Annotated in this window: 21 protein-coding genes and 1 pseudogene; 7 read left to right on the top strand and 15 right to left on the bottom strand. The window is 44.8% G+C overall.

What is annotated here, in order from left to right; translation table 11 throughout:
- The first annotated feature begins 251 nt into the window (after positions 1-251).
- Positions 252-521, top strand: a complete 270-nt coding sequence (locus tag LN893_RS11375; RefSeq protein WP_229970014.1) for a hypothetical protein — start codon at positions 252-254, stop codon at positions 519-521.
- A 125-nt stretch (positions 522-646) separates the two neighbouring features.
- Here LN893_RS11375 and LN893_RS11370 read toward each other — a convergent pair whose 3' ends face one another.
- Entirely contained in the window at positions 647-1,669 is a 1,023-nt protein-coding gene (locus LN893_RS11370) for an SDR family oxidoreductase (RefSeq protein WP_229970012.1), read from the bottom strand.
- 228 nt (positions 1,670-1,897) lie between these two features.
- Here LN893_RS11370 and LN893_RS11365 point away from each other — a divergent pair, with 228 nt between their 5' ends.
- Positions 1,898-2,377, top strand: a complete 480-nt coding sequence (locus LN893_RS11365) for a vitamin K epoxide reductase family protein (protein WP_229970011.1) — start codon at positions 1,898-1,900, stop codon at positions 2,375-2,377.
- 53 nt (positions 2,378-2,430) lie between these two features.
- Here LN893_RS11365 and LN893_RS11360 read toward each other — a convergent pair whose 3' ends face one another.
- On the bottom strand, positions 2,431-3,069 hold the full coding sequence (locus LN893_RS11360) for a hypothetical protein (RefSeq protein ID WP_229970009.1): 639 nt from the start codon (positions 3,067-3,069) through the stop codon (positions 2,431-2,433).
- Between the two features lie 191 nt (positions 3,070-3,260).
- Here LN893_RS11360 and LN893_RS11355 point away from each other — a divergent pair, with 191 nt between their 5' ends.
- The 4 genes and pseudogenes from LN893_RS11355 to LN893_RS20950 all read left to right on the top strand — a co-directional run bounded on the left by LN893_RS11355 (position 3,261) and on the right by LN893_RS20950 (position 6,140).
- Positions 3,261-4,418 (top strand): vitamin K epoxide reductase family protein, encoded by a 1,158-nt coding sequence (locus LN893_RS11355; protein ID WP_229970007.1) that lies wholly within the window; start codon positions 3,261-3,263, stop codon positions 4,416-4,418.
- A 133-nt stretch (positions 4,419-4,551) separates the two neighbouring features.
- Entirely contained in the window at positions 4,552-4,851 is a 300-nt protein-coding gene (locus LN893_RS11350; protein WP_229970004.1) for an SPW repeat domain-containing protein, read from the top strand.
- A 30-nt stretch (positions 4,852-4,881) separates the two neighbouring features.
- Complete coding sequence (locus LN893_RS11345) at positions 4,882-5,136, top strand: hypothetical protein (RefSeq protein WP_229970002.1); 255 nt, start codon at positions 4,882-4,884, stop codon at positions 5,134-5,136.
- A gap of 24 nt (positions 5,137-5,160) precedes the next feature.
- Positions 5,161-6,140: pseudogene (locus LN893_RS20950) on the top strand (MGH1-like glycoside hydrolase domain-containing protein).
- A 216-nt stretch (positions 6,141-6,356) separates the two neighbouring features.
- Here the strand turns inward: LN893_RS20950 and LN893_RS11330 are convergent.
- The 6 genes from LN893_RS11330 to LN893_RS11305 form a co-directional block, all read right to left on the bottom strand.
- On the bottom strand, positions 6,357-7,766 hold the full coding sequence (locus LN893_RS11330) for an alkaline phosphatase family protein (RefSeq protein ID WP_229969994.1): 1,410 nt from the start codon (positions 7,764-7,766) through the stop codon (positions 6,357-6,359).
- 6 nt (positions 7,767-7,772) lie between these two features.
- Positions 7,773-8,981 carry a metabolite traffic protein EboE gene (gene eboE, locus LN893_RS11325; protein WP_229969992.1) on the bottom strand — a complete coding sequence of 403 codons (1,209 nt, stop codon included), beginning with the start codon at positions 8,979-8,981 and terminating at the stop codon, positions 7,773-7,775.
- A 65-nt stretch (positions 8,982-9,046) separates the two neighbouring features.
- On the bottom strand, positions 9,047-10,240 hold the full coding sequence (locus LN893_RS11320; RefSeq protein ID WP_229969990.1) for a 3-dehydroquinate synthase: 1,194 nt from the start codon (positions 10,238-10,240) through the stop codon (positions 9,047-9,049).
- Between the two features lie 171 nt (positions 10,241-10,411).
- A complete protein-coding gene (eboC, locus tag LN893_RS11315) occupies positions 10,412-11,323 on the bottom strand; it encodes a UbiA-like protein EboC (protein ID WP_229969988.1) in 912 nt (303 codons plus the stop codon).
- The gene (locus LN893_RS11310; protein WP_229969986.1) at positions 11,320-12,255 is read right to left on the bottom strand and encodes a TatD family hydrolase; all 936 of its coding nucleotides are present in this window, start codon (positions 12,253-12,255) and stop codon (positions 11,320-11,322) included. Before LN893_RS11310 ends, eboC begins: the two co-directional genes overlap by 4 nt.
- A 28-nt stretch (positions 12,256-12,283) precedes the next feature.
- Positions 12,284-13,192: an EboA domain-containing protein gene (locus LN893_RS11305; RefSeq protein ID WP_229969983.1), complete on the bottom strand. Its 909-nt coding sequence runs from the start codon at positions 13,190-13,192 to the stop codon at positions 12,284-12,286.
- Between the two features lie 344 nt (positions 13,193-13,536).
- Between LN893_RS11305 and LN893_RS11300 the strand changes: the two genes are divergently transcribed.
- Positions 13,537-13,767, top strand: a complete 231-nt coding sequence (locus LN893_RS11300; RefSeq protein ID WP_229969981.1) for a hypothetical protein — start codon at positions 13,537-13,539, stop codon at positions 13,765-13,767.
- Between the two features lie 59 nt (positions 13,768-13,826).
- Here LN893_RS11300 and LN893_RS11295 read toward each other — a convergent pair whose 3' ends face one another.
- The 7 genes from LN893_RS11295 to LN893_RS11270 all read right to left on the bottom strand — a co-directional run bounded on the left by LN893_RS11295 (position 13,827) and on the right by LN893_RS11270 (position 22,385).
- A complete protein-coding gene (locus LN893_RS11295) occupies positions 13,827-14,441 on the bottom strand; it encodes a DUF3347 domain-containing protein (protein WP_229969979.1) in 615 nt (204 codons plus the stop codon).
- Between the two features lie 195 nt (positions 14,442-14,636).
- Entirely contained in the window at positions 14,637-15,839 is a 1,203-nt protein-coding gene (locus LN893_RS11290) for an efflux RND transporter periplasmic adaptor subunit (RefSeq protein WP_229969976.1), read from the bottom strand.
- An 85-nt stretch (positions 15,840-15,924) separates the two neighbouring features.
- A complete protein-coding gene (locus LN893_RS11285) occupies positions 15,925-17,244 on the bottom strand; it encodes a heavy metal-binding domain-containing protein (RefSeq protein WP_229969974.1) in 1,320 nt (439 codons plus the stop codon).
- A 76-nt stretch (positions 17,245-17,320) separates the two neighbouring features.
- Complete coding sequence (locus LN893_RS11280; RefSeq protein WP_229969971.1) at positions 17,321-18,637, bottom strand: TolC family protein; 1,317 nt, start codon at positions 18,635-18,637, stop codon at positions 17,321-17,323.
- The gene (locus tag LN893_RS20550; RefSeq protein ID WP_255709995.1) at positions 18,621-20,519 is read right to left on the bottom strand and encodes an efflux RND transporter permease subunit; all 1,899 of its coding nucleotides are present in this window, start codon (positions 20,517-20,519) and stop codon (positions 18,621-18,623) included. Before LN893_RS20550 ends, LN893_RS11280 begins: the two co-directional genes overlap by 17 nt.
- A 7-nt stretch (positions 20,520-20,526) precedes the next feature.
- The gene (locus tag LN893_RS20545; RefSeq protein ID WP_255709993.1) at positions 20,527-21,813 is read right to left on the bottom strand and encodes an efflux RND transporter permease subunit; all 1,287 of its coding nucleotides are present in this window, start codon (positions 21,811-21,813) and stop codon (positions 20,527-20,529) included.
- A gap of 134 nt (positions 21,814-21,947) precedes the next feature.
- On the bottom strand, positions 21,948-22,385 hold the full coding sequence (locus LN893_RS11270; RefSeq protein WP_229969969.1) for an HYC_CC_PP family protein: 438 nt from the start codon (positions 22,383-22,385) through the stop codon (positions 21,948-21,950).
- Positions 22,386-22,449 lie beyond the last annotated feature (64 nt).

Here is a 22,449-nt window from a genome sequence, read left to right as displayed (position 1 = left end):
AAAAGACCAGTACTGTAAATCCTTAAGTTGACGGCATTGGGAGTAACGCGTGGTTTTAGATACAACGGAAGCGTTCAAAAATTAGCCTTAATAACCTATAATACATTTTATTTAGTGCAATTCATAGTTGGTAAAGTGATACAAAAGTGCATAAATCTTATTTTTACTAAGTTTTTATTGCTTTTTACTTAAACAATTTTACATTTAATTGAATTATTTTGTAATTTAAACTGTATTTAAACAACGCATTTATGGAAGAGTTAGACAGACTACACAAAGGGCTAGAAAACAGTAACACACTTATTTTCAAAAATCACAACTCAGGCATCACATGTTCTTTCATTAAAGAGGGACTTGTTTATGATTCTTTTGATGTAAAAGATCAGGCTTTGGCAGATGTTCTTACCGAAAGAGGTATGAACGGAGTAGTAGAAGGCAGTAATTTTTATTCACTTAAAAACAACTATGAATGGTTTTCTTTGAGTGTTAAGTCTAGAAAACTGTATTCTGTTTTGCAGTAGGATGTCACTACTGCAGTAATTCACTCTTTCTCTTATTTCACTAGCTTATATTGCTAGTGCTTTAGAATAAGCCTTCTGGGCAGCATCTTAGCCAATGCTGCCCAGAAGGCTTATTTTTTTACCTGTTAATCATCTTTATTGGCTAACATACGTCCTAATACTAATCCTCCTATAGCCAATGCACCTGCCAATAATTTATTTCTGTTCATGCTTACCCATAGTTCAGGGCTAAAGTTTGTAGATTGGTCACCAAAGGTTCCGTGGGCACCATGGTCGCCAGGTATAGGTTCCCATAAGTTGTGCTTGCGGTTCGGATCTTCAGGCACATCTGTCTGCTGGCCCTTGATGCCACCCTTTGCTAACACATAATCTCCTAGGCCTGGGGCAATCTTATCTCCTACAATTGCCTGTACGGTAGGATAACCTACAAATATCTCTCTACGATTATTGTGTGCTGCAAACACAATAGCTCTGGCTGCTACTTCAGGCTGGTATATCTTGCCCATTGGTTTTGGTTTGTTCGGCAGGCGCGTTTTCACAAAACCAAACTGTGTGGTGTTCATAGCAGGTAGCTGCACCATCGTTACTTTTACCTTACTTTTATCATGTATCAGTTCAGCACGCAAAGAATCAAAGAAGCCTTCTATGGCATGCTTAGAGCCGCAGTAAGCTGACTGTAAAGGTATACCACGGTAGGCAAGAGCAGACCCAACTAGAATGATAGATCCACGGTCCCTTGGCAGCATTCTTTTTAGCGCTGATAGCGTACCATAAACCTGGCCCAGGTAAGTTACCTCCGTTACCCTTTTGTAGTCAGCTGGCTCCATTTCTTTCACAGGGCTGAAAACGCTGTTCATGGCGTTGTTTACCCATATGGTTATTTCGCCTAACTGCTCTTCAGTTTTCGCGGCGGCCTCTTCTACAGCCTGAGCATCAGCTACATCAACCTGGAAGTATACAGCTCTTCTTCCCATTTCTTCTACTTCTCTTTTGGCTCCCTTAAGGCCTTCTTTGCCTCTGGCTAGCAAAGCCAGGTCGTACCCTTCTTTTGCGAACTCTCGCGCAATAGTACGACCAAGACCTGCCGAAGCGCCTGTTACCACTACAACGCCTCGGCTTTTTGTATTATGTGCTTCTTTTTGTTTCATAGTTCTCTGTTCCTAATTTATTGCTGTACTTACGCCTTTGTTACAAAAGGAGTTATCGTATCACTTGTTTCATTAAAGAAAGAGTTTTTGGTATGTGTAAAATTGCTGAGCAGAATAGCAGTTGCAGTTAGTGTTTTGACTTATACAGATATTCTTTGATTTGATATTACCGCTAACCACAGATGAACTCCTGTTGTTTTAAGGCGTAAGCATTAATAAAATGAAGCTATGAAAGAAGAGACAAGCGTAATAGATAAGATGCGGAGCGACAGTAGTGAAGCAACACAATATCGCCGCCAAATTGCTGCATTGGCGGCGGCAGGTATCGTAGATTTTAGCCTAATTTCTCTGTTCCAGATGGGGTACATAAAAAAACTGCCAGACGTGCCAGGCAAATTATTCGACACAGAAAAAGTTAATACTTCTAAAGATGCCGTACTGCTGGGCCTGCCAGACGGCGTAATCAGTTTAGGAGGATATGCTGCGACTATGGCACTTGCCGTGGCCGCTACAAGGTTTAAAAAGCAGTCGAGAATATTGGATGTGTTACTTGGAGGGATAGTGCTTGGCCAAGCCGTAGGAGCAGCTCAATACATGTACACGATGACAGCCGTTCAGAAAAAAGTATGTATTTACTGTGTGGCAGGTGCTGCCATTAATTTTGCAGCTCTAAAACCTCTTGTAAACCTGTTTAAGAGGCGCGATTGATATTTGTAGGTGCTGGGTGACATCTTTCCTTCAGATGCCACCCAGCACCTTAATTAATCATTATCTTTTTTTGCTTCATCCAGATGCACAAGGTAACGGGTAAGATTATCCCATTGAATATCCTGGAAGCCAGCCCAACCACCTTCCGAGACAACAGTATTTAACATAGCTCTGTCGCCTGCTTCTTCGTCTTGGTTATTTATACCTTCGTGTTTACCAATCTCGTACCCAATTAGTTTGTTGCCTTGCCTTTCTACCTTAAAGGTACTACTGGCCTCTTTCATGAAGAAATGTTCTATCACTTCTTCATCTCCACCCAACTCTTTCGGTTTTTCACTTGGGTGTACCACAAATTGGGCCATGTCGTCCTGAACAGTTATATCAGCTATTTTAACCCAGTTTTCTATATCAGAGGCTGGCAAAATTATTTTGAAATAATATCCTACTTCAGGCTCTAAGGCCGTAGTTCTTCGTCCACGGTTATCATATAGCATAAATGTAGAACTTATTCCCTCTAGGTCAGACCAACCATCTATATTGAAAAGTTTACGCTTAGCTCTTTCAAACTCTTTCTTTGCTGTTGCCTCATCAGGATAAGTGTTTTCATTGGTGAAAAGCTTGTCTTTCGTTTCCTCTCCCTGTAGCACCTTTATTTCCTTCTTAGCCTTATTTATAATGTCTTTCAGTCCCATAGCTATAAATTGATTTGTTTCCATTGTATACGAACAACGTATCTTCTTTACGCACTTTAAAGGCTTATGTTAGTGCGCCTACTAGTACTTGAACGGCTAATTACAATAGTACAAATAATCCTTAAATTATCCTGTGTGAAACTATGTCGTATAAGAAGTTTTGATGTGAGAACATGTAAAAGCATTCTTGAATGGAAAATAAAAACCATAAGCATAAGGAGCAAGAGCATCAGAACGGAGGCATGGGCATGCGTGGGGTAACGCGCCCCATGGCTGAGAAGCAGCTGCGGCAGCACAACCAAAAGATGCATGAAGACGGCCACAATGATCAGCATAAGGAAAAGCACGAAAACGGGCACGACAAAGGCGGCAAGATGATGATATCGCCTGAGATGCGTGAGAAGATGCTGCACATGCACCACATGCAAACACTGTGGGTGTATTGGATGATTATTCTACTAGGGGCTTGGGTGCTGCTGTCACCGCTCACTTTCGACTACAGCATTGGTACGGTAGCTCCTTCTGGAGGTAGGACCGTTTGGCTTTCGTTAGAGCAGCGAATCCTCTTTATGAAGTGGAGTGACATTATCAGCGGAGCCTTGCTTATTTTCTTTGGCTGGCGCGGCCTTACTCCAAACCGACCTGTCAGCATTTGGATCTGTTGCTTTATAGGTATTTGGTTAACGATGGCTCCGATCTTGTTTTGGTCACCTTCTGCTGTTGCTTACCTCAACGATACCATGGTGGGTGCATTTATCATTGCCCTAACCATACTGATACCAGGCATGCCGAACATGATTATGTACATGAAAATGGGGCCAGATACGCCTCCAGATTGGAGCTATAACCCTTCTAGCTGGCCACAGCGTTGGATTATGATTGTGCTGGGTTTTGTGGGGTGGGTTGTATCCCGCTACCTGGCAGCATTTCAACTTGGGTACATCGATTCGGTGTGGGATCCTTTTTTCGGGGCGCAGAGCGAGCGTGTGCTAAATTCGGCTATGTCGCATAGTATGCCTGTTTCAGATGCAGGCTTGGGTGCCCTTGCATATACTCTCGAGTTCCTGATGGGGTGGATGGGCGCTCCATCCCGCTGGCGCACCATGCCCTGGATGGTTGCCATCTTTGGTATACTTGTTATTCCGCTGGGCATGGTACACATCCTTCTTGTTATCAGCCAGCCAGTCATAGTTGGTGCCTGGTGCACGTTCTGCCTATTGGCAGCGCTTATTATGTTGCCTATGATACCCTTGGAGGTGGATGAAGTGATTGCAATGGGGCAGTTCATGAAAATGAAAGTAAAGCAGGGGGAGAGCTTCTGGAGGATTTTCAAAAAGGCGGCAACATAGAGAGTGATGCTAAGGACGAAGCTCCTGAAATGATGATGTTCCCTCAAAAGCCAGGCAGCGTTTACAGCGCTTCTATCTGGGGCATAAGCCTCCCCTGGACCTTGGTTGTAACCACGTTACTGGGTGTACCCTGATGGCGGCTCCAGGTGTTTTTGGGGTTAACATTCATGAGCGCGTAGCAAATGTATTCCATTTGGGAGGTGCGTTAATTATAGTTATGTCTGTTTTTAGTATGGGAGAGCCGCTGCGCCTGATGCGTTACCTGAACGTACTATTAGGTTTGGCTGTAGCCGCTTTTCCCTGGTTTTTGCAGGATAGCCCTTTAGAGTTAAGGATTACGGGTTTAGTGTTAGGACTTGTAGTAGCTGGTTTGTCTATACCAGTAGGGCCAAAAACTCAAAATTATGCAGGTTGGGATGAATACATTAAATAATAAGAGACGGAACAGGTACAGCGAAAACAGTTGAAAGAGAGTCCTAAACAGCAGGGAGGTCAGGTATTGTCAGACGAGGAGATAGAACAGCAGGTGCGAAAGCTGCTGTATAACAACAAGATTGAGGGCCATAACGGCGGTTATACTTTTCATTATACTAAACCTTCGCCTGGCACCTATCCTTTTCAGTACTTCTGGGATACCTGTTTTCATGCCCTTACGCTTACCGCTTTGGGCGACTATGAGATGGCAAAGAAGCACATTCGCACATTTTTCCTGTTGTAGGAGGAGACTGGGTTCGTAGGTCACATGAACTATTGGAAGCGGCTGATGCCTGCTAGAGTAACAGACTTCTTTCAGCTTAAGCCTGCCTCACTGTGGCACCTGCACAAGCCACACATGTCTGCTTTAGTGCAGCCTCCCATTGTAGCACAAGTAGTGGAGCGAATTTATGAGTGTAGTTCCGACTTAAATTTTGTGCGAGAACTACTATCAAAACTAAAGGCCTATTACAACTGGATTGCCCATAACCGTGATTTTGAGCAGGAGGGGCTACTATCCATTATTTCGCCCTATGAATCAGGCATGGATTGGAAAGCTAGTTTTGATCCTGTGGTGGGCTTTAAGGGGCGAGCCAACTGGCGTCTTTTCCTGAAGGTGATGCAGGTAGATGCAGGCAACTTTTTCGCTAACTACAATCTTCAAAAGATCTATAGGCAGGACAGGTTTCTTGTTAAGGATGCAGCCTTCAACACGATCTATGCGCAAAGCCTGGATTCTATGGCTAAGCTTTGCGAACTTGCTGGTGATGCGGATGCTTCTATTTTCCGCGCCCGTTGTCGCCAAACAGAAGAAAGTATTTTCACGCGTATGTATGATTCAGAAGCCAAAGCTTTTATGATTTGGCTGGCCGTGAGCAGCGAAAGCTGAAGATAAACACTGCTACCATACTTTTCCCAGTGTTGTTACAACATGTACCCCAAGAGGTGTGTGAGGCGGTATTGGAGAAGCATCTTTTCTCTGAGGACGGTTTTGATGTTCCGTATCCGTTGCCGTCACTTTCCAAAGACGATCCTGCTTTTGAACCGAAGGAATCTGTCTATATCTGGCGGGGTCCTACTTGGGTGCTGTTTAATTGGTTTTTACATAAGTTTCTGCTAAAAAAAGGATACGTGCAGGAAGCAGATAAGCTTTTGCAAAGCGTGAAGCAGTTAATCACTAAGAGCGGATTTAGAGAATACTACAACCCTTTTACAGGGGAAGGTTACGGCGCCGAAAACTTTACCTAGTCTGGCTTGGTGATTGATATGATTAAGAGGAGTAAGCAGAAGTAAAGTCAAATTAGGTGTGGATATAAAATTAAATCCTAAACTTTTAAGCTCAATGGTCATGAGTTTTGTCATTTCGACCATCAGGAGAAATCTGAAAATTACATACAGTACGTCCAGATTTCTCGTTCTGTTCTAAATGACAGAAGCATGTACATTCTACATGTACTGCTTTTTCTAAGCAGTAACTTCTGCTGAAGTAGTAGGTTTCAGATTTAGTTGCGATAGCATCACATTTATAACGTCAGTCGCTGCTATAGTGGCAGGAAGTGGTTGACTAGCGTTTTTAGTGAAGAGCACTGGCCATTCGTTTTTATCGTCAGGAATCCTTCCATGAGACCCTTTTATAAGAGTTGCATCGAGCGGAATAATATCCATGACCATTCGGAAGCCGAGTTTCTTCTTCAGTACTTTACCTGCAACCAAAGGCATCAGAAACTTGATGTTCGGGTCAGCAAACATTTCTACGGGGTCGTAGCCTGGCTTTTTATGGATGTCTACCATGCGGGCATAGTCAGGTGCCTTTTTATCGTTCAGCCAGAAATAGTAGGTAAACCAGGAGTTTTGGTCTGCTACTGCCATCAGTTCTCCGCAACGTTCGTGGGCCAGGTGGTATTTGTTTCGTTCATCACCCTCAAGCACTTCTGCTATGCCAGGTACCTGCTGCAGGAGCTTCTTCACTTTGGCTATATTCGCAGGGTTCTGCACGTAAACATGCGCCACCTGATGATCGGCCACAGCAAAAGCTTTGCTCATGGCTGTATCTAACAGTTCTGTGCCGCGTTCTTCACGCACTGCTATGTACCCATGCTCTCGCAGCACCCGATTGATGTGCACTGGGTTGTTTACTGATGTAATGCCATACTCTGACAGCACAATGACGTGTGCACCTCTTTCTTCATAAAACTGGATAAGGTCGGCGCAAACAGCATCTATTTCCTGCAGGTCCTGCGCTAAACGAGGTGCATTTTGGTCAGGGCCGAGGCGCTGAAGGTTGTAGTCTAAGTGCGGCAGGTAAATGAGTGTAAGCGTGGGGTTGTACAGGTTATCTGTAATCTTAGACGCATCTGCAATCCATTTACTTGATACAATGGAGGTCTTTGGTCCCCAATAGTTAAACAGCGGAAAGGTGCCTAATTGTGCCTGTAGTTTGTCCCGAAGGTCAGCTGGTTGGGTATAGCAGTCAGGGAGTTTGCGGCCATCAGCCAGGTACTGCGGGCGTGGTGTTAAGGTGTAGTCGGCGGCGGTATTCATGTTGTACCACCAGCCCATATTGGCTACTGTAAAGTTCGGGTTTTGTGCTTTGGCAATATCCCACACCTTTGGAGCCTGCACCAGCTTGTTAGACTGTCGCCAGAGCTTCACTTCATCTTCGTCGCGAAAGTACCAACCGTTCGCAACAATGCCATGCTCTTTTGGCCATTTACCTGTTATATAAGTAGATTGTGTGGCGCAGGTAAGGCCTGGCACCATGGGCTCAATCAAAGAAGCCTGTGCATCAGCCGTCCATTTGGCCAAGAAAGGCGTGTTTTTGCCGATAAGTGATCTAGTTAAACCTACTACATCTATAACTACCGTTTTCTGCATAGTTTTCTACTTCAAATTTTCAATTACCCATTCCATCTCTCGCTGAATGGAGTCGTGCAGTTCTTTTTTTAGATCCTGTGGCAGCACATCCCAAGTATACGTTTCTACTTCCAGGTGCTGAGTCAGTTGTTCCTGTTTAAGTATATCCAATACAGCTTTAATGTCTCCCTGGGTGGAGAGCAAGCCGTTGTAGGAGTCGGTAAAAAGCGGCACATGGAAGTGAATGCGCCATTCTTCGGCATCAGGTTTATTTATTTGCGCCAGGGCTTGTGGCAAGTCAGGATATTGGGTCAGTTTGTTGTCTGCGCCCCTTTCTACAACCTGGTGAAGGTATGTTGGTTCTACAAAGGCTGCCAACCTTTCTGCTACAGCTGCTTTGTCTGTAACATTGTTTGGCAAAGTCACCTTCAGGGCGGCGCTTAGCTGAATTTTACCGACCTTAATACCTGCTTCTTTCAACTTATCGAAAGTTTCGGCTGGCTTTTCATAGGCGAGGGCAAAGTGGCAGACATCGTAGCAAAGCTGAATGTGCTCTTTAATGGCTTCTGTAACCTCTGCTGCTGAAAGCTCTTGTTTTAATTTTTCTACACCAACGGGAATAAGCTGATTGGTATAAAAGCTTATAAACTCATGGCTGTTTTCCAGAAAGCCATCTGGCTCTGGTTCTATATCAATATGTATACTTTTACCAGTAACAGATTTTATACTGATCAATTCTGCTACAACCTCAACCAAATTTTCTGTAGCAGTTCTGGTGGTTTCATTATATGCCTCTTGCTTGCCAGTGTACCAGGGCTTATAGGAGAGGGGCGAGGTGGAGATGCCGCCTTCTACACCCTTAGGAAGTAACATGCTCAATATATGAGCGAGCCTTATTGTATAAGCTACTCTGGTTTTTGTTGTCCAGTCAGGTTGGTGTACATCATCCTTCACTACCTGTTTATGGAAGCCTCCGAAGGGGAATCCGTTCATCGTAAAGACGTACAGACCTTGCTCCTGTAGCCATGCTTTAAAATTGAATAGTTCTTCACCCTCCATCAATTCTCTGCTGGCTAAGTCTGACAGCCGCAGCCCGATGCCTAAAGGCTGGTCTGGTGAAAGCTGCTGTTTGAGCGGAGGGAAATACTCCTTAAGGCTCTGGAAAACTTCATCCCAAGTTTCGCCTTGGTGTATGTTGGTACAATAAGATAAATGGTATTGTCGGTTCAGGTACATAGTTTGCAGGTATAGCGTTTAAGAAGCAGAGAAACAGGAATGAATATTTACATTAACGAAGCATGTTAAGCTTTATTAGAGGTTAGCGCTGCTTGCTGTCCTTGCTTTTCTGCGAGTTCTTCTACTGCTTTTGCTACCAAAGCTCCATCTATTTCATGCACTTCTACGCCTTTGCCTATTTCTGTTAATAGCATAATAGTTAACTGCCCGCCCAAATGCTCCTGGAATTCGGTAAGGCCTTTCAATATGTGTAATTTCGTGTCTGTCTCATCGGTAACAGCGGCAAGTGCAGGCACATAAAGATCGAAACCAAGCTGGCTTAGCAGGACAAGTATGTCTTCTGTCTCTGCTTCGCTTAACATACCCGACAGCTTTGAATATACTACATCCAGGGCAATACCAACGGCTACAGCTTCGCCATGCCTAATTGAATAATTTGTGAGTTGCTCCAGTTTGTGTGCTGCCCAATGTCCAAAGTCAAGCGGACGGGAAGAACCTTTTTCAAACGGATCTTTGCCGCCTATGTGTTCTACGTGCATCTCCGCACATCGATGTATGAGTTGTTGCATAGCTTCCATATCACGTGAAGCTAATTTTTCAGCGTTTTGCTTTATTTGCTTATAAAAGGCTGCGTCTTTAATTAAAGCAACTTTGATAGCTTCTGAAATTCCAGAACGCCAATCCCTATCGTCGAGTGTTAGCAGGAATTCGCTGTCATTTATCACAGCAAAAGGTGGCGCAAAGGTGCCCAGGAAGTTCTTTTTATTGAACGCATTTACCCCATTCTTTACACCTACGCCAGAGTCGTTCTGCGACAGCACCGTAGTAGGAATCCTGATATGGCGAATGCCTCTGTGGGCAACAGCCGCCGCAAAGCCTGCCATATCTAAAATTGCTCCACCCCCAATGGCTATAAGATAAGAATGTCGGCAAACACCGAAATCGTTCACCGCATCCAGCAAATCCTGCATTAGCTGCTTGTCGTTTTTGGCCACTTCACCGCCTGCTACCACCATAGGAGGGGCCACCTGCTTCAGCGTATCCGCATGTACAGTAGCATAGCTGGAGATAGCATTTATCAGGTTTGGGTGCGCCTCGGCAACACCATTGTCAATCACAAAAAGTACTTTTCGAGGTGCTGTGTTACCATCCTGTTGCAGCACATCTTTCAGCATTGAGTTCTCAGGATTAAAAAGGCCTTCTGTAAAATACACGCCATAGTTAAACTGCACCTGAAAGTTTTGTATAATCGGTTTCATATTAGCCAAGGGTAATTTAAAGCACTTTGTTATTTGTGCTATGTAATTTTTGTACCTGATAAACGTGTTTGGCTAGCGTTATCTAACCAACTTTAATTTGACTTTCACAGTCTGTTTTGCGTCTAAGCTTTTAACTTGCTGGCATGCCATTTAAGTTTCCCTTCCTGTAAATCAGGTAACAGCAAAGCTTTTCGCTACAAGAATAGATATGGGCAATAGAAATAAAACTGCCAAGCCGTAAGGCCAGCCTGCAAAACCAGCTGCTATGCTCGCATCCATCGCTATGAGAGCAACAACACCAGCTTTTACTGCTTTCATGATTAAGCGTGGCTCCTGAGCTGGTATGGCTTTAAATAACGGTGGAAATATAAGATAGCAAAACAACAGCAGAAAGGGCAGACTATACCAAATAGTAAAGTCTGGAAGCGACGCAAGGGCCACGATGCCACCTATAACAATGGCATAAAGTAGTACAGCTCCTTTCAGAGCCTTAGGATTGCCACCGTGTACTTCGCCGCGACTGATCATGGTAATGGCAGAAATGTAGACAACAGGAATAAGAGCCAGATACCACAGTTCGCTCACAGCGGCAGGTACAGCACTCACACCTAAAAGTAAATTACCCCCGCGGCAGGCGCCCATGTTCACAGGCCCCAGTATATGCTGGTGTTTTCCTTTCCAATCATAAAGTAAGGCTAAACCTGCTACTGCAGTTGCTATTAAAGCACTTAGCCCCGACACTTGCCAGGCTGCAATTATGCCACCGATCAGCAGTATGGCCCCCAGCGTTATGGCACCCTGCATCGTAGCCAGTCCGCTTGGTATAGGACGCTCAGGCCTTTCCACGCTATCAAGTTCTGCATCAAACACATCGTTAAATACCACACCGCCGCCATACAAGCCTATAGTAGATAAAATGAGCCAGTAAAGTGTTTGCATGTAAGAAGTGCCCAGCACGCTTAAGTCCCAAGATGGAACAGCGAGCAAGGCTCCTGAGGCAGCAAACCCTAGTGCAATGTCTGCAATAGCCGTCACAATGTTGGCTGGGCGCATCAGCCTAAGATAAGCAGCCGTTCTACTCATCGTACTATGTTAGAAGGCAAGTCGCCTGATGATTCAACTTCTCCTACTTTGGGGGCCTGGCCGCCTCTTAGCACCGAGTTATTAGAGAATTTCTCACGTTGATCGACGCTTGTTGACTCCAGCCAATCACTTTCTTGTATCTGCCCGCTCTGCCCGAAAGCAGTAAGGGCATTTTGATAGCAAACCATACGTACATCGGCTTCCGAAATGCCACGCTCCAGCATCAGCGAAGCAGTTTTGGGTACAGAAAGCGGATCGCTGATGCCCCAGTCAGCAGCACTGTTTATCATAATTCGTTCAGTACCGTACTGCTTCACAATCTCCACCATGCGCTCGTTGCCCATTTTAGAGTGCGGATAAATAGTGAAGGCAGCCCAGAAGCCTCTGTCAAGCGTATCTTTTACAGTTTCTTCGTTATTGTGATCTACGATTACCATACCTGGTTCAATACCGTGCTCCAGGCAAACTTCCATACTGCGTATTGTACCCGACTTCTTGTCGCGGTGCGGTGTGTGAATCTGCACGGGCATGTTCACTTCTTTGGCCAATTCTAACTGCAGTCTGTAATATTTATCTTCTGCGGGTGTCTGGTCGTCGTATCCAATCTCGCCAACACCTACTACGCCTTCTTTACAAACAAACAGCGGAAGCAACTCCATTACCTGTTCTGCCAACGCTTCGTTGTTTGCTTCTTTTGAATTCAAACCAATAGTACAGTAATGCTTTATGCCGAATTGGCTGGCGCGGAAACGCTCCCAACCAACCAGGCTGCTGAAATAATCTTTGAAAGAACCAGGCTCTGTGCGTGGCTGTCCAAGCCAGAATGCAGGTTCTATAATTGCCACAATTCCTGCCTGCCGCATTCGCTCATAATCGTCGGTGGTGCGGGAGGTCATATGGATGTGTGGATCGAGGAACATCATGTTTTTCATGTAATAGTGTCTCAGAAATAATTTATAGTTAGACGTAAGCTTTTTTACCTACCGTATCCCAGGTAAGGCTACCTGATTTTATTTTTTCTTTTAAATGAGGATGCTGATTCAGCAGTTCTTCTGCTCCTGCATGGTTGCTTTGCGAACAGGCTAGTGCCGCTGCTTCGTGCTGTATCTCATCAGGATGTTCAAAAAGCTGCCTTATGTCGTTTAGGATGTTGTCATCTATGAAAGGGCCTACCGTTCGCCACAGTTCAGGCGTAACGGGTCTGCCTGCTGCCCAACGTTCGTGTGCGTAATCAGAAAGTGTATTGGCTAGCGCTTGGTTGGCTCTTCTCTCTAAACCATAAATTCGATACAGGGACTTGCCTACAAAAAGTGTCTTCAGCACTAGCTGGTTCCAGGCTCCTTCTGATAAAAAATCGGCAGGATAAGGATTTTCTAAAGTAACTGCCTCTAACACATTGCTCATGTTCGTGCGAATTCCCTCGGCCGCGCGGTCTGCAAATGCTTCTGGATAGGGCAGTAGCGGTAAACTAGCATACAGTGCCACCAACTCTCCCATATCTGCTGTGTTAAACAGCATGTTAACTTTTTCAAGAAAGGCCTCTTTATCAAGCTGCGGAAGCGAGAGCAGGAGTAGGGAGCGTGCTGTTTGGTCTACTGTCCAGTTTGCGGGGTAGAAGCCTTCTCTAAGTTCAGCTGCAGCTGCTAGTTCTTCTTCGGTTGGGTCAAGAGTGCTTTTGCCCATAAACCTTGGCGCAGCACTAAAAGCAAGATAAAAGTCTTTTGCAGCTCCTGCCTTGCTTACTTGCTCCAGTTTTTGGTCTAGCCATTGCATTCCCTTTTCTGTTGCTCTGATAGCCAGTAAGTTATGCAAATAGCTTCGGGTGTTAGTGATATCTGCCTGTTGCACGGTTTGTAGGTTTATTGTCATATAATGTGGCAATACTTAATGCAGATTATTCAAAAGGAAAATAAATCAACCTTTTTTAATGTTGCCCACATAGCCTCTGCATGCCCTTCATGACTAAAGGTAACGCAAGTTTTAATTTTGAGCAACAATAGTCTTTGTTTTATATAAGCTCAATTTGACGTTTCTAAAGCTCTTAATTTAAGCTTTTAGCATTTAATAAGAAGTAAGAAGATGTAAACATCAAGTATGTACCATACAATTATATATAATGTTAAAACATTATATATAATTGTGTTTCAACAAAATATAGTATGCTCCGTTAAAAAAGAAGTATAATTAAAACTATAAAAACTATGGATGAAAACATGATGGGGGATTTTTTTGTTGGCATGGGTATTTTCGGACTACTCCTTGGATTAGTAATTCTGATCATCTACATCTGGAGTATTGTATGGTCTTATAAGGATGCTGAGAGAAGAGGAAAGCCAGGATGGCTGGTTGCTTTGTTGGTAGCCTTGTTGTCATGGCCCATTAGCCTCATTCTATGGTTAATTATCAGGCCGAGCATAAAATCGCACTATAACGATGGATTATAAACAGAAAGGCCTGCGTTGGTTTCAACACAGGCCTTTCTGTTTATGGTATAGAAGAGAAATTAATTATAAACTTCCTCATTTGTACCGCACTTCAGCATAGCGTCGCCAAAGTAAGGGTTTCTTATTTCTTCATTAGTGCTAATCCAGTAGCCACCTTGGTCATTACGTGCCATCGGGCAGTGCTGGTAGTAAAGTGTTTGGTCAGCTGCACCAAATGCTTTTGTGAGCGAATATACCGCATTAGAAAGTTGCTCCAGGTGCTCGCGCTGTGCCTTTATGTCGGCAGCCTGAGATATTTGGGAGGCACTTTCTTTGATCGCGGCAGTTTTCTCCTCAGCAAAAGCTTTTTCCTCTCCCGTAATGGTGGCAACAGGCATGGCATTCGCTAATGTTAGTATGTCGCCAGCTGCTGTACGCGCATCTGCTGCATTTGCTTCTACTAAAGCATTTTTAAGCTTCAAGTATTGGTCCAGCACCTGAGATACTTGCGTTTTTACAGAGGCACTTACATTCTTATAATCTGGAGTTTCCACTACTATACTTCCAGCTGTCGGCATTCCGTCAGCGTGCTCCTGTTTTGCAGTTTCTGTCTCAGCTGTTGCGCCCTTCTTGTTATCAGAGCAAGATGCAAGTAAAAATGCTGCCATGGCAGCGGCTAAAAATGTCTTTTTCATTTCAGTTTTAAATAACATGTTAAATATAGTTTAAAGTTAATAATTCATTTGTTCGAAGAAGACAAGTAGCAGACTATAGACTACTAGCTTACGATCTGTTTTGATTCACCTTTTGTTTGTCTACTAGTTGTTTTGCTAGATTCTATTTAGCATACGTGTTAAGTCAATTTCATAAATTTTTCAGTTTCTGTTAATCTAGTGTTGGTGACTGGCCATTGGCTCAGCACCCTTTTTAAGCACATACTCGCTGTAAAGCAGGTAAGCTCCAGAAGTAACAACTTTATCGTTTTGCTGTAACCCAGAAAGCACGGCCACTTGTTCGGCGCTTTCTTCTCCTAAGGTTACCATGCGTGCCTTAAAAGTATGGTCGCCTGTTTGCACCCACACATGGTTACCTTCAGCGTCTCGTATCACGGCGTCAGTTGGTACAGTTACTGTTGTTGAACCACTGGTGCCGCCTATGGTAACGCTAGCCTGCATACCAGGTAAAAGTTGACCATCTGGATTTGGTAGCTCAGCCCGAAGTAAGGCTACCTGGCTTCCTGCCCTAAACTCTGGACTTATAAATGTAACGGTGGCAGTTAGCGGCTCCTGCATAAAACCCTGAATAGCTACATGAATGGTGTCACCTATTGTTGCATTGTTTACCTCCTGAGGGTACAACTCAGCCTCGAGCCATATTTTATCTAGTTCTGAGAGCCTGTAAAGCATAGAACCTTCCGCCACATATTGCCCCTCAGCAGCTGCAACCTCCGTTACCACTCCAGAACTAGAAGCCACAAAAGTAACGCGTGCATCTAATTTTTTTGAGTTAGCGAGGCTTCTGATTTGAGCTTCAGTTAATCCATAAAGCAGTAGTTTCTGTTTGGCTGCTTCCAAAAAGGAGGCAAAACGTGGGTTTTCAGCGCCTAATTCCTGGTGTTGCGTTAGCGCCAGCAGATACTCACGTTGTAGTGTTAGTAGTTCTTCTGAATAAAGTTCGTACAGCGGCTGACCTTTCTGAACTTTTAATCCAGTTTCCTTTAGGTAAAGCCTTTCTATGCGGCCAGCCGCGCGGCTACTGATAATATCTGTTTGTGTTTCGTCTATCACCAATCTGCCTGTAAGAATAGTATTATTGCCTACGGAACTTAATGTTACCTGTTGAACGGCAATATTTCCTAATGCCATCTGGCTCTCGCTAAGCATCAACTCTCCCTCATTTTGTCCTGATTGTGAAATGGTTACCAGATCCATGCCACAGACAGGGCAGGAGCCAGGTTCCTGTTGCACGATTTGCGGGTGCATCGGGCAGGTGTAGGTAGTTTCCACTGCTTCGACATGCTCGTGCGCTTGCTCTTGGCAGGCTACTGTAGCTATAGTTAGCAGCAGGAACAGTATGTTTAGGTATCTTTTCATGGTTTGCTGATTCTTAAATGAGGGCTAATGGGAAGTTCTTACATGATACTGTTTCGGAAATCATCTTCTCTATACATCCTCCCAATTATTCCCTGTTTACTTTTACAAAGCTTTCACTATCGACCAGGAACTGTGCGTTTGCGGCAATTGCCTCTCCTTGTTGCAGACCAGACAACACTTGAACCTGTCTTTCCTCAGTTGTGCCAGTAGTTACAACTACAGGTTCAAACACGCTGTTCACTTTTCTAAAAGCTACCGACTGTGTTCCAAGATCAAGCACCGCCTCTCTAGGAATCCAAAGAGCAGAATCAGTAGCATAGCTTGCGCGGCCTTTTACCAGTTGCCCTACCATAGCTAACTTCTGTTGGCCTGTCAGGTACACACGTACTTTTGCAAAATTTTCTCCAGCTTCGAAGTAAGGCTGCACTAAATCTACTGTGGCTTGTAGATGTTCGCCTGGAATTTGGGGGAATGTTATTTGTACAGGAGCTCCTTTTGCTAATGAATTGATCTCACCAGCAGGAACATTAAACTCTGCCCATAACTGATCTGTATTCACAACTCTAAAAAGAGTTTGGCCTGTATTCACATACATGCCTTCTCTTAGCTGTATTCTCTGGTTTTGCATAGAACCTGTAACTGCAGAAGACCTGCTGCTCATGCCTTGGGTACTGCCTCCGCCCATCGCATCCATGCCACCGCCACTCGTACCTGTTCTGCTAGGCAGGCTAATAGTTGCAGTCGGTGCTTCTGTATTGAGTTCTGTCACATAACCATCGTAAGGGCTGTACAAAGCGAAAGTATAACTTGCCTCACCTGTGCGAATCAGGCGGTTAATCTGCGCCTGAGTGGCTCCCAGAAAACTGAGTTTCTGTTTCGCTGCAGCGATTAGCTGGACATCTTCAGGAGAATTTTTTACAAGGTATAGCAGCTCTTGCTGTGCAGTAACCAGTTCAGGACTATATATCTCCATTAGCTTTTGACCTTTGCTGATAGGCTGATTATTATAGGTTACATACAACTTTTCGATTCGGCCAGCTATTCTGGCGGGTATGTTATAAACCCGTCGCGGATCGTAGGTAATAATTCCTTCCATCTCCAGAGAAGTCTGCATCGATTTATATTCAGGTTCAACTGTGGCTATTGATGAAATAATGGTGCTGTTCGCTGGTCTGAGCAAATAACTTAGGTCCTCTGTTCTCTCCATAGGTTCGCCAGGGCCAGATAGAGAAACCAAATCCATGCCGCAGACAGGGCAGGAGCCAGGCTCCGACTGCACTATTTGGGGGTGCATGGGGCAGGTGTAGGTAGTTTCCACTGCCTCGCCATGCTCGTGCGCTTGCTCTTGGCAAGCCACTGTAGCTATAGTTAGCAGCAGGAACAGTATGTTTAGGTATCTTCTCATTTTCTTTGATTTTGAATAACAAACATTAAGTAGAGGGAATCTGTGGGCTAAACCCAGTTATTCAATTATTCAAGTTTTATCTCTCTATCTCCTTTTCGTAAGCCACAGCCAGGAGGTAGAGCTGCTGCAGGTTGTTTAGGTATTCTAGCTGTGCCATATTCAGTGCTTCCCAGGCATCAAGCACTTCGGGTAGTTCTGCTGTATTTTGCTCGTAAGCCAGCATCGTCACATCATAGTTTTTTCGTAGTGCAGGAATAATCTTTTGCTGGTAACTAAGTACGTGGTGGTGCATTGTGTTCAGTTCCTGTGCCATGCTTTGAACCATAGCCTGGGCCTCCACTAGTACTGCTTCTCTTTCTCGCTCCATCGCTTCAATCTCTAAATTCATGCCTCTGGTGTTAGCCCTGTACATTTTTGATGACCATGGAGCAATAGGTATAGAAACCATGCCCATGGCCGAAAACTGTTGTGGCATCATGTTGTCGCGTGGTGTCATGTGATCGAAACGGATGCGGAAATCGGGCTTGCGTTCTAACTGCTCCAACTGTAAGTTCAGCTGCATTGCCTCAATAGTTCTGTCTATTCGGTGTAAGTCGCTTCTGTTGCTATTCAGGTAAGCTGTATCTGCCGAAACAATAAGAGGTTGCGGTATAGCTACAAGCGTATCAATCATAAATCTTTGTTCTTGAGGTAAGTTCATCAGCATGTTCAGGCGGATATTCTGTTGTTCAATTTCGTTTTTTACCATCAGCTTCATATTTTCCACCTCCTGTTGCCTGGCTTCTGCTTTATAAAGACTGCCTAACTTCGCCTGGCTGTATGGGTAGCGGATTTTTGCCAGCTTTAGCATAAACTCCATAATCCGTCCACTTTCCTGTAATACATTTAACTTTTTCTCCAGTACAACCCAACTATAGTAGGCTGATTTTGCTTGTGCCTTTAAGTCGTTGTAGGCAACTTCTCTGCCTGCATTTTCTACTGCAGCCTGTGAGCGGACATAGTTTTGTCTTGCCCGTTGCTTTGCTGGGTTTGGTATAGCCTGTTCAGCAGATAGCATCAGCATACCCGCGTTTTGGCCTTCTGTTGCCCTCTGCCCTGGGTAAGGATACATGAAAACGCCGCCTCCCACCATCGGAGCCATCCAACCTGTAGCCCCCTCGGCATAGGCCTCTTGTGCTTTTGCTCTTAAGCCGTACTCCTGCAACATCGGGTTGTTATTGCTGATTCTGAGGAGCACGCTGTCCAGTGGCAGCACATTTTGAGCCGAGACAGTTGAAGGCAACAGAGCAAACAGCAACAGCGCTAACAAGACTGATACTCTTGGCTTAGACCTTTTTGCAGGCAGCTTAAAGGAGAAATTATCTAAAAGATATTTTTTAGTGCTTAACATCATAAATATCAATTTTGCCGTGTTTCTTCAATTCGTACTCTTTCGTCATTTCGAACACTACTGGTGTTACCAGCAGAATATGTATGGAGGAGGTAAACACACCACCGATCATGGGCAGCACGATGGGCAGCATTACGTCAGAGCCAACTCCTGTGGCCCATAGTACAGGTATCAGTCCGAAAAGAGCCACCGAAACGGTCATGATTTTAGGACGAAGGCGCTTTGCGGCTCCCATAAATACATAATCTCGAATGTCTTGCTTCGTGATGGTTTCGCTGCTATTGCCTTTCAGGTCTACCAGGTTTTTCATGGCCTCATTCAGGTACACCACCATCACCATGGCAGTTTCTATGGCCAATCCAAAGAGCGCTATAAAGCCGACCGCTACAGCAACTGACAGGTTTACGCCATAGAAGTAGACAATGAACACGCCGCCAACCAAAGCAAAAGGAATGGTAATAAGGTTGATCAAAGCTTCTTTCATCGATTTGAAAGAGAAGTATAAAATGAATAGGATGATAACTAGTACCAGCGGAATAATGATTTGCAGCGTTTGGTTTGCCCGCACCTGGTTTTCCCATTGGCCACTCCACTCCAGGTAATAACCTTCTGGTATGCCAGTTACTTCGTTGTTTATCTTTGCTATAGCTTCCTGCACGGTGCTTCCTAAATCTCGGTCGCGCACGTTAAACAAAACTGCTCCACGCAGCTGCGCATTTTCGGAGTTGATCATGGGAGGACCATCTGTAAAGCGGATGGTAGCGACAGAAGACAAAGGAACCGTTCCAGCCGTAGCTGTCTGTATCTGGATGCGCTGAATTCGTTCTACGCTATTGCGATACTCCTGGGCCAGGCGTACATTTATTGAAAAACGCTGACGGCCTTCGATGGTATTACCTATTGGTGTACCACCCAAAGCTGATTCTACAATCATGTTTACATCATCCACAGTTAAATCATAGCGGCCTAAGGCTTCGCGGTTGATGTCGATCTCCAGGTATTTACCGCCCGTAACTGGGTCTACATAAAGGTCTTTTACACCAGGCACATCATTCAGAGCCGTGCGTACCCTTTCCGACACAGCTGCGATAGAATCTAGGTTTTGGCCATACACTTTCACTCCCACATCGGTGCGTATACCTGTGGCCAGCATATTGATGCGATTGATGATGGGTTGCGTCCAGCCATTTACCACACCAGGAATCTGCAGCTTAGCATCCAGTTCCTGAATAATCTTCTCTTTCGTCATTCCTGCACGCCATTCAGATTGCGGCTTCAGCATAATAATCGTTTCTATCATGCTGATAGGAGAGTTGTCGGTAGCGGTACTCGCACGTCCTGCTTTTCCGAGCACAGTTTGCACTTCTGGTACTGATTTAATAATCTTATCCTGCACCTGCAGTATGCGCTTTGCCTCAGCGTTAGAGATATCAGGCAGCGTAACAGGCATAAATAAAATGGAGCCTTCGTTTAGTGGCGGCATAAATTCTGTGCCGAGGCTGAATAACATGGGGATTGCAACCAGTAGCGCCAGTATATTAATACCAATCGTAGTTTTCCGCCACTTCAGGCACCATTTCAGCACTGGCCCATATACCCGCTCCAATCCTCTGTTGATAGGATTGCCTCTGTCGCTTTTTAGCTTTCCTTTCATAAAAAAAGAAATAAGCACAGGAGTGAGTGTAATGGCCACAACAGCATCTACAATTAAAATAAAGGTCTTCGTCCAGGCCAGCGGGCTAAATAATTTTCCTTCCTGCCCCGTAAGCAAAAAAACTGGCAGGAAAGAAGTTATTACAATCACCGTACTCCAGAATACACTGGGGCCAACCTGTTTGGAGGCTTTTTCGATGATGCTGATTCTTTGTTCTTGTGTCAATTTCATGAGCTTCTTAGATTTCTTCTTCACTTAAATGACCATCTTCTGCATCCGCTAAATGCCTGTAGGCATTCTCTACCATCACAATCGCATCATCCACAATCACACCTACAGAAAGGGCTATACCTGTAAGAGACATAATGTTGGAGGAAATGTCGAAGGCGTTTAGGAGGATAAACCCTATCGAGACAGAGAGCGGTAACTGAATCATGATCACCAGAGCGCTTCGCCAGTGGAACAGGAAAAGAAACACAATGACGGAAGCCACAATCATCTCTTCTATCAAAGTGTTTCGAACAGAGGCTACGGATTCGTTTATAAGGCCGCTACGGTCGTAAACGATGTTGAACTTGACTCCTTTGGGTAATCCTATGGCGACTTCTTCCATCTTCTCCTTCACGTTTTCAATTACTTCAGCGGCATTTTCGCCATAGCGCATCACCACAATGCCACCTACTGCTTCGCCAGTGCCGTTCAGGTCAAATATTCCCAAGCGGCTTTCTCCTGTCATTTGCACCGATGCTACATCCCTAACCCGTACAGGAATGGTGTTTTGAGTGGTGACGGCAATGTTTTCAATCTCTTCTGCAGATTGAAGGTATCCTGTGGTTTTGATAATGTAGCCGATGTCGCTCAGTTCGAATTTGCGTCCGCCTGCCTCGTTGTTGTTTGCCCGTACGGCTTGTATAACCTGTGGTACAGATAGGTTGTAGTAGGTGAGTTTGTTTGGATCTAAGGTAAGCTGATACTGTTTCTGAAAGCCACCGTAAGAAGCTACTTCACTTACCCCTTTCACATTCTGAAGGGCAAACTTTACATACCAATCCTGTAGCGCGCGTTGCTCGCCCAAGTCCATGCCAGGAGCATCCAGCGTATACCATAGTATATGTCCGACACCTGTGCCATCAGGGCCAAGGTTAGGTGCAACGCCATCTGGCAGCAAGTTGTTGGCACTGCTTAGCCGCTCCAGCACTCGTTCGCGTGCCCAGTAAACGTCTGTTTCTTCCTCAAAAATGACATAGATAAAGCTCATGCCAAACATAGAGGTGCCGCGTACATATTTCACCTGCGGCAGTCCCTGCAGGTTAGTTACCAACGGATAAGTAATCTGGTCTTCTACCAATTGCGGACTGCGGCCCATCCACTCCGTAAATACAATTACCTGGTTTTCTGAAAGGTCAGGAATGGCATCAACCTTGTTGTTCTGTACCGAATATACGCCCCAGCCGAACAGGAACGCCGCAATGAGCAGCACCATAAAACGGTTTCGGAGCGAAAAGGAAATTAACTTCTCTATCATGAAAATGAATGAATAGCCTTGAAATGTAAACAAAGTCAGCTTTAAAGAAAAGCAGAATGGTGTCTGAGGCTTATGCTAGAGCATAACCTTATACCTGCAACGGCAGGAAACGTGACACCTGTTAACTTAAAAGGCTATAGAAGGAATGACTGCACCAAAACAGGTATGTTTCGGGCAAGCGGGGGAGAAGTGTAGCTAGTGAAAGAAGGAGCAATAACTTCCTCTGGAGAGAAAAGTTGTAGTACAACTACTTTTACAGCAGCTATAAACTTGAGGTCAAGCGTTTTGTTTATGATAAGCGCTTTGGTGTCAGAAGCAACATCCAAACGCTCTACCACGAACTCATGGTCTTGGCAGCAGTCGTCAGCAGGGGCTTGCTGCTCTTTAGGAGTGTGACAAGGAGGCAGCTTTTCTTTTTTCTGCTGCTCCATGGGGCAATCAGTAGCCTCACCAAAAAGACTTAGATCGCGAAGTTCTCCGCCACACAAATGCATACCTACTGATACGCCCGTTGAAGAAAGGAGCAGCAGCAGTGTGAAAGCAAGCAGTATGAACTGACGGAATAATTTCATAAAAATTTTATGCGTACTACAAAGGTAAACAGGAATGTGCTTGTAGTGTTACATAATTAGCTAA

This window comes from Pontibacter harenae (genome assembly GCF_020907245.1).
Classification (GTDB): Bacteria; Bacteroidota; Bacteroidia; order Cytophagales; family Hymenobacteraceae; genus Pontibacter; species Pontibacter harenae.
The sequence above is the reverse complement of the archived record's forward strand: the minus strand, read 5'-3'. Positions and strand labels throughout refer to the sequence as shown.

Bases quoted from the DNA above. Each gene is read 5' to 3' on its own strand.
- LN893_RS11375 (WP_229970014.1), top strand. From the start codon at position 252: ATGGAAGAGTTAGACAGACTACACAAAGGGCTAGAAAACAGTAACACA.
- LN893_RS20550 (WP_255709995.1), bottom strand. From the start codon at position 20,519: ATGAAATTGACACAAGAACAAAGAATCAGCATCATCGAAAAAGCCTCC.
- eboE (WP_229969992.1), bottom strand. From the start codon at position 8,981: ATGTACCTGAACCGACAATACCATTTATCTTATTGTACCAACATACAC.
- LN893_RS11285 (WP_229969974.1), bottom strand. From the start codon at position 17,244: ATGAGAAGATACCTAAACATACTGTTCCTGCTGCTAACTATAGCTACA.
- LN893_RS11350 (WP_229970004.1), top strand. From the start codon at position 4,552: ATGGCGGCTCCAGGTGTTTTTGGGGTTAACATTCATGAGCGCGTAGCA.
- LN893_RS11365 (WP_229970011.1), top strand. From the start codon at position 1,898: ATGAAAGAAGAGACAAGCGTAATAGATAAGATGCGGAGCGACAGTAGT.
- LN893_RS11360 (WP_229970009.1), bottom strand. From the start codon at position 3,069: ATGGGACTGAAAGACATTATAAATAAGGCTAAGAAGGAAATAAAGGTG.
- LN893_RS11300 (WP_229969981.1), top strand. From the start codon at position 13,537: ATGATGGGGGATTTTTTTGTTGGCATGGGTATTTTCGGACTACTCCTT.
- LN893_RS11295 (WP_229969979.1), bottom strand. From the start codon at position 14,441: ATGAAAAAGACATTTTTAGCCGCTGCCATGGCAGCATTTTTACTTGCA.
- LN893_RS11370 (WP_229970012.1), bottom strand. From the start codon at position 1,669: ATGAAACAAAAAGAAGCACATAATACAAAAAGCCGAGGCGTTGTAGTG.
- LN893_RS20545 (WP_255709993.1), bottom strand. From the start codon at position 21,813: ATGATAGAGAAGTTAATTTCCTTTTCGCTCCGAAACCGTTTTATGGTG.
- LN893_RS11320 (WP_229969990.1), bottom strand. From the start codon at position 10,240: ATGAAACCGATTATACAAAACTTTCAGGTGCAGTTTAACTATGGCGTG.
- LN893_RS11270 (WP_229969969.1), bottom strand. From the start codon at position 22,385: ATGAAATTATTCCGTCAGTTCATACTGCTTGCTTTCACACTGCTGCTG.
- eboC (WP_229969988.1), bottom strand. From the start codon at position 11,323: ATGAGTAGAACGGCTGCTTATCTTAGGCTGATGCGCCCAGCCAACATT.
- LN893_RS11290 (WP_229969976.1), bottom strand. From the start codon at position 15,839: ATGAAAAGATACCTAAACATACTGTTCCTGCTGCTAACTATAGCTACA.
- LN893_RS11310 (WP_229969986.1), bottom strand. From the start codon at position 12,255: ATGAAAAACATGATGTTCCTCGATCCACACATCCATATGACCTCCCGC.
- LN893_RS11330 (WP_229969994.1), bottom strand. From the start codon at position 7,766: ATGCAGAAAACGGTAGTTATAGATGTAGTAGGTTTAACTAGATCACTT.
- LN893_RS11280 (WP_229969971.1), bottom strand. From the start codon at position 18,637: ATGATGTTAAGCACTAAAAAATATCTTTTAGATAATTTCTCCTTTAAG.
- LN893_RS11355 (WP_229970007.1), top strand. From the start codon at position 3,261: ATGGAAAATAAAAACCATAAGCATAAGGAGCAAGAGCATCAGAACGGA.
- LN893_RS11305 (WP_229969983.1), bottom strand. From the start codon at position 13,192: ATGACAATAAACCTACAAACCGTGCAACAGGCAGATATCACTAACACC.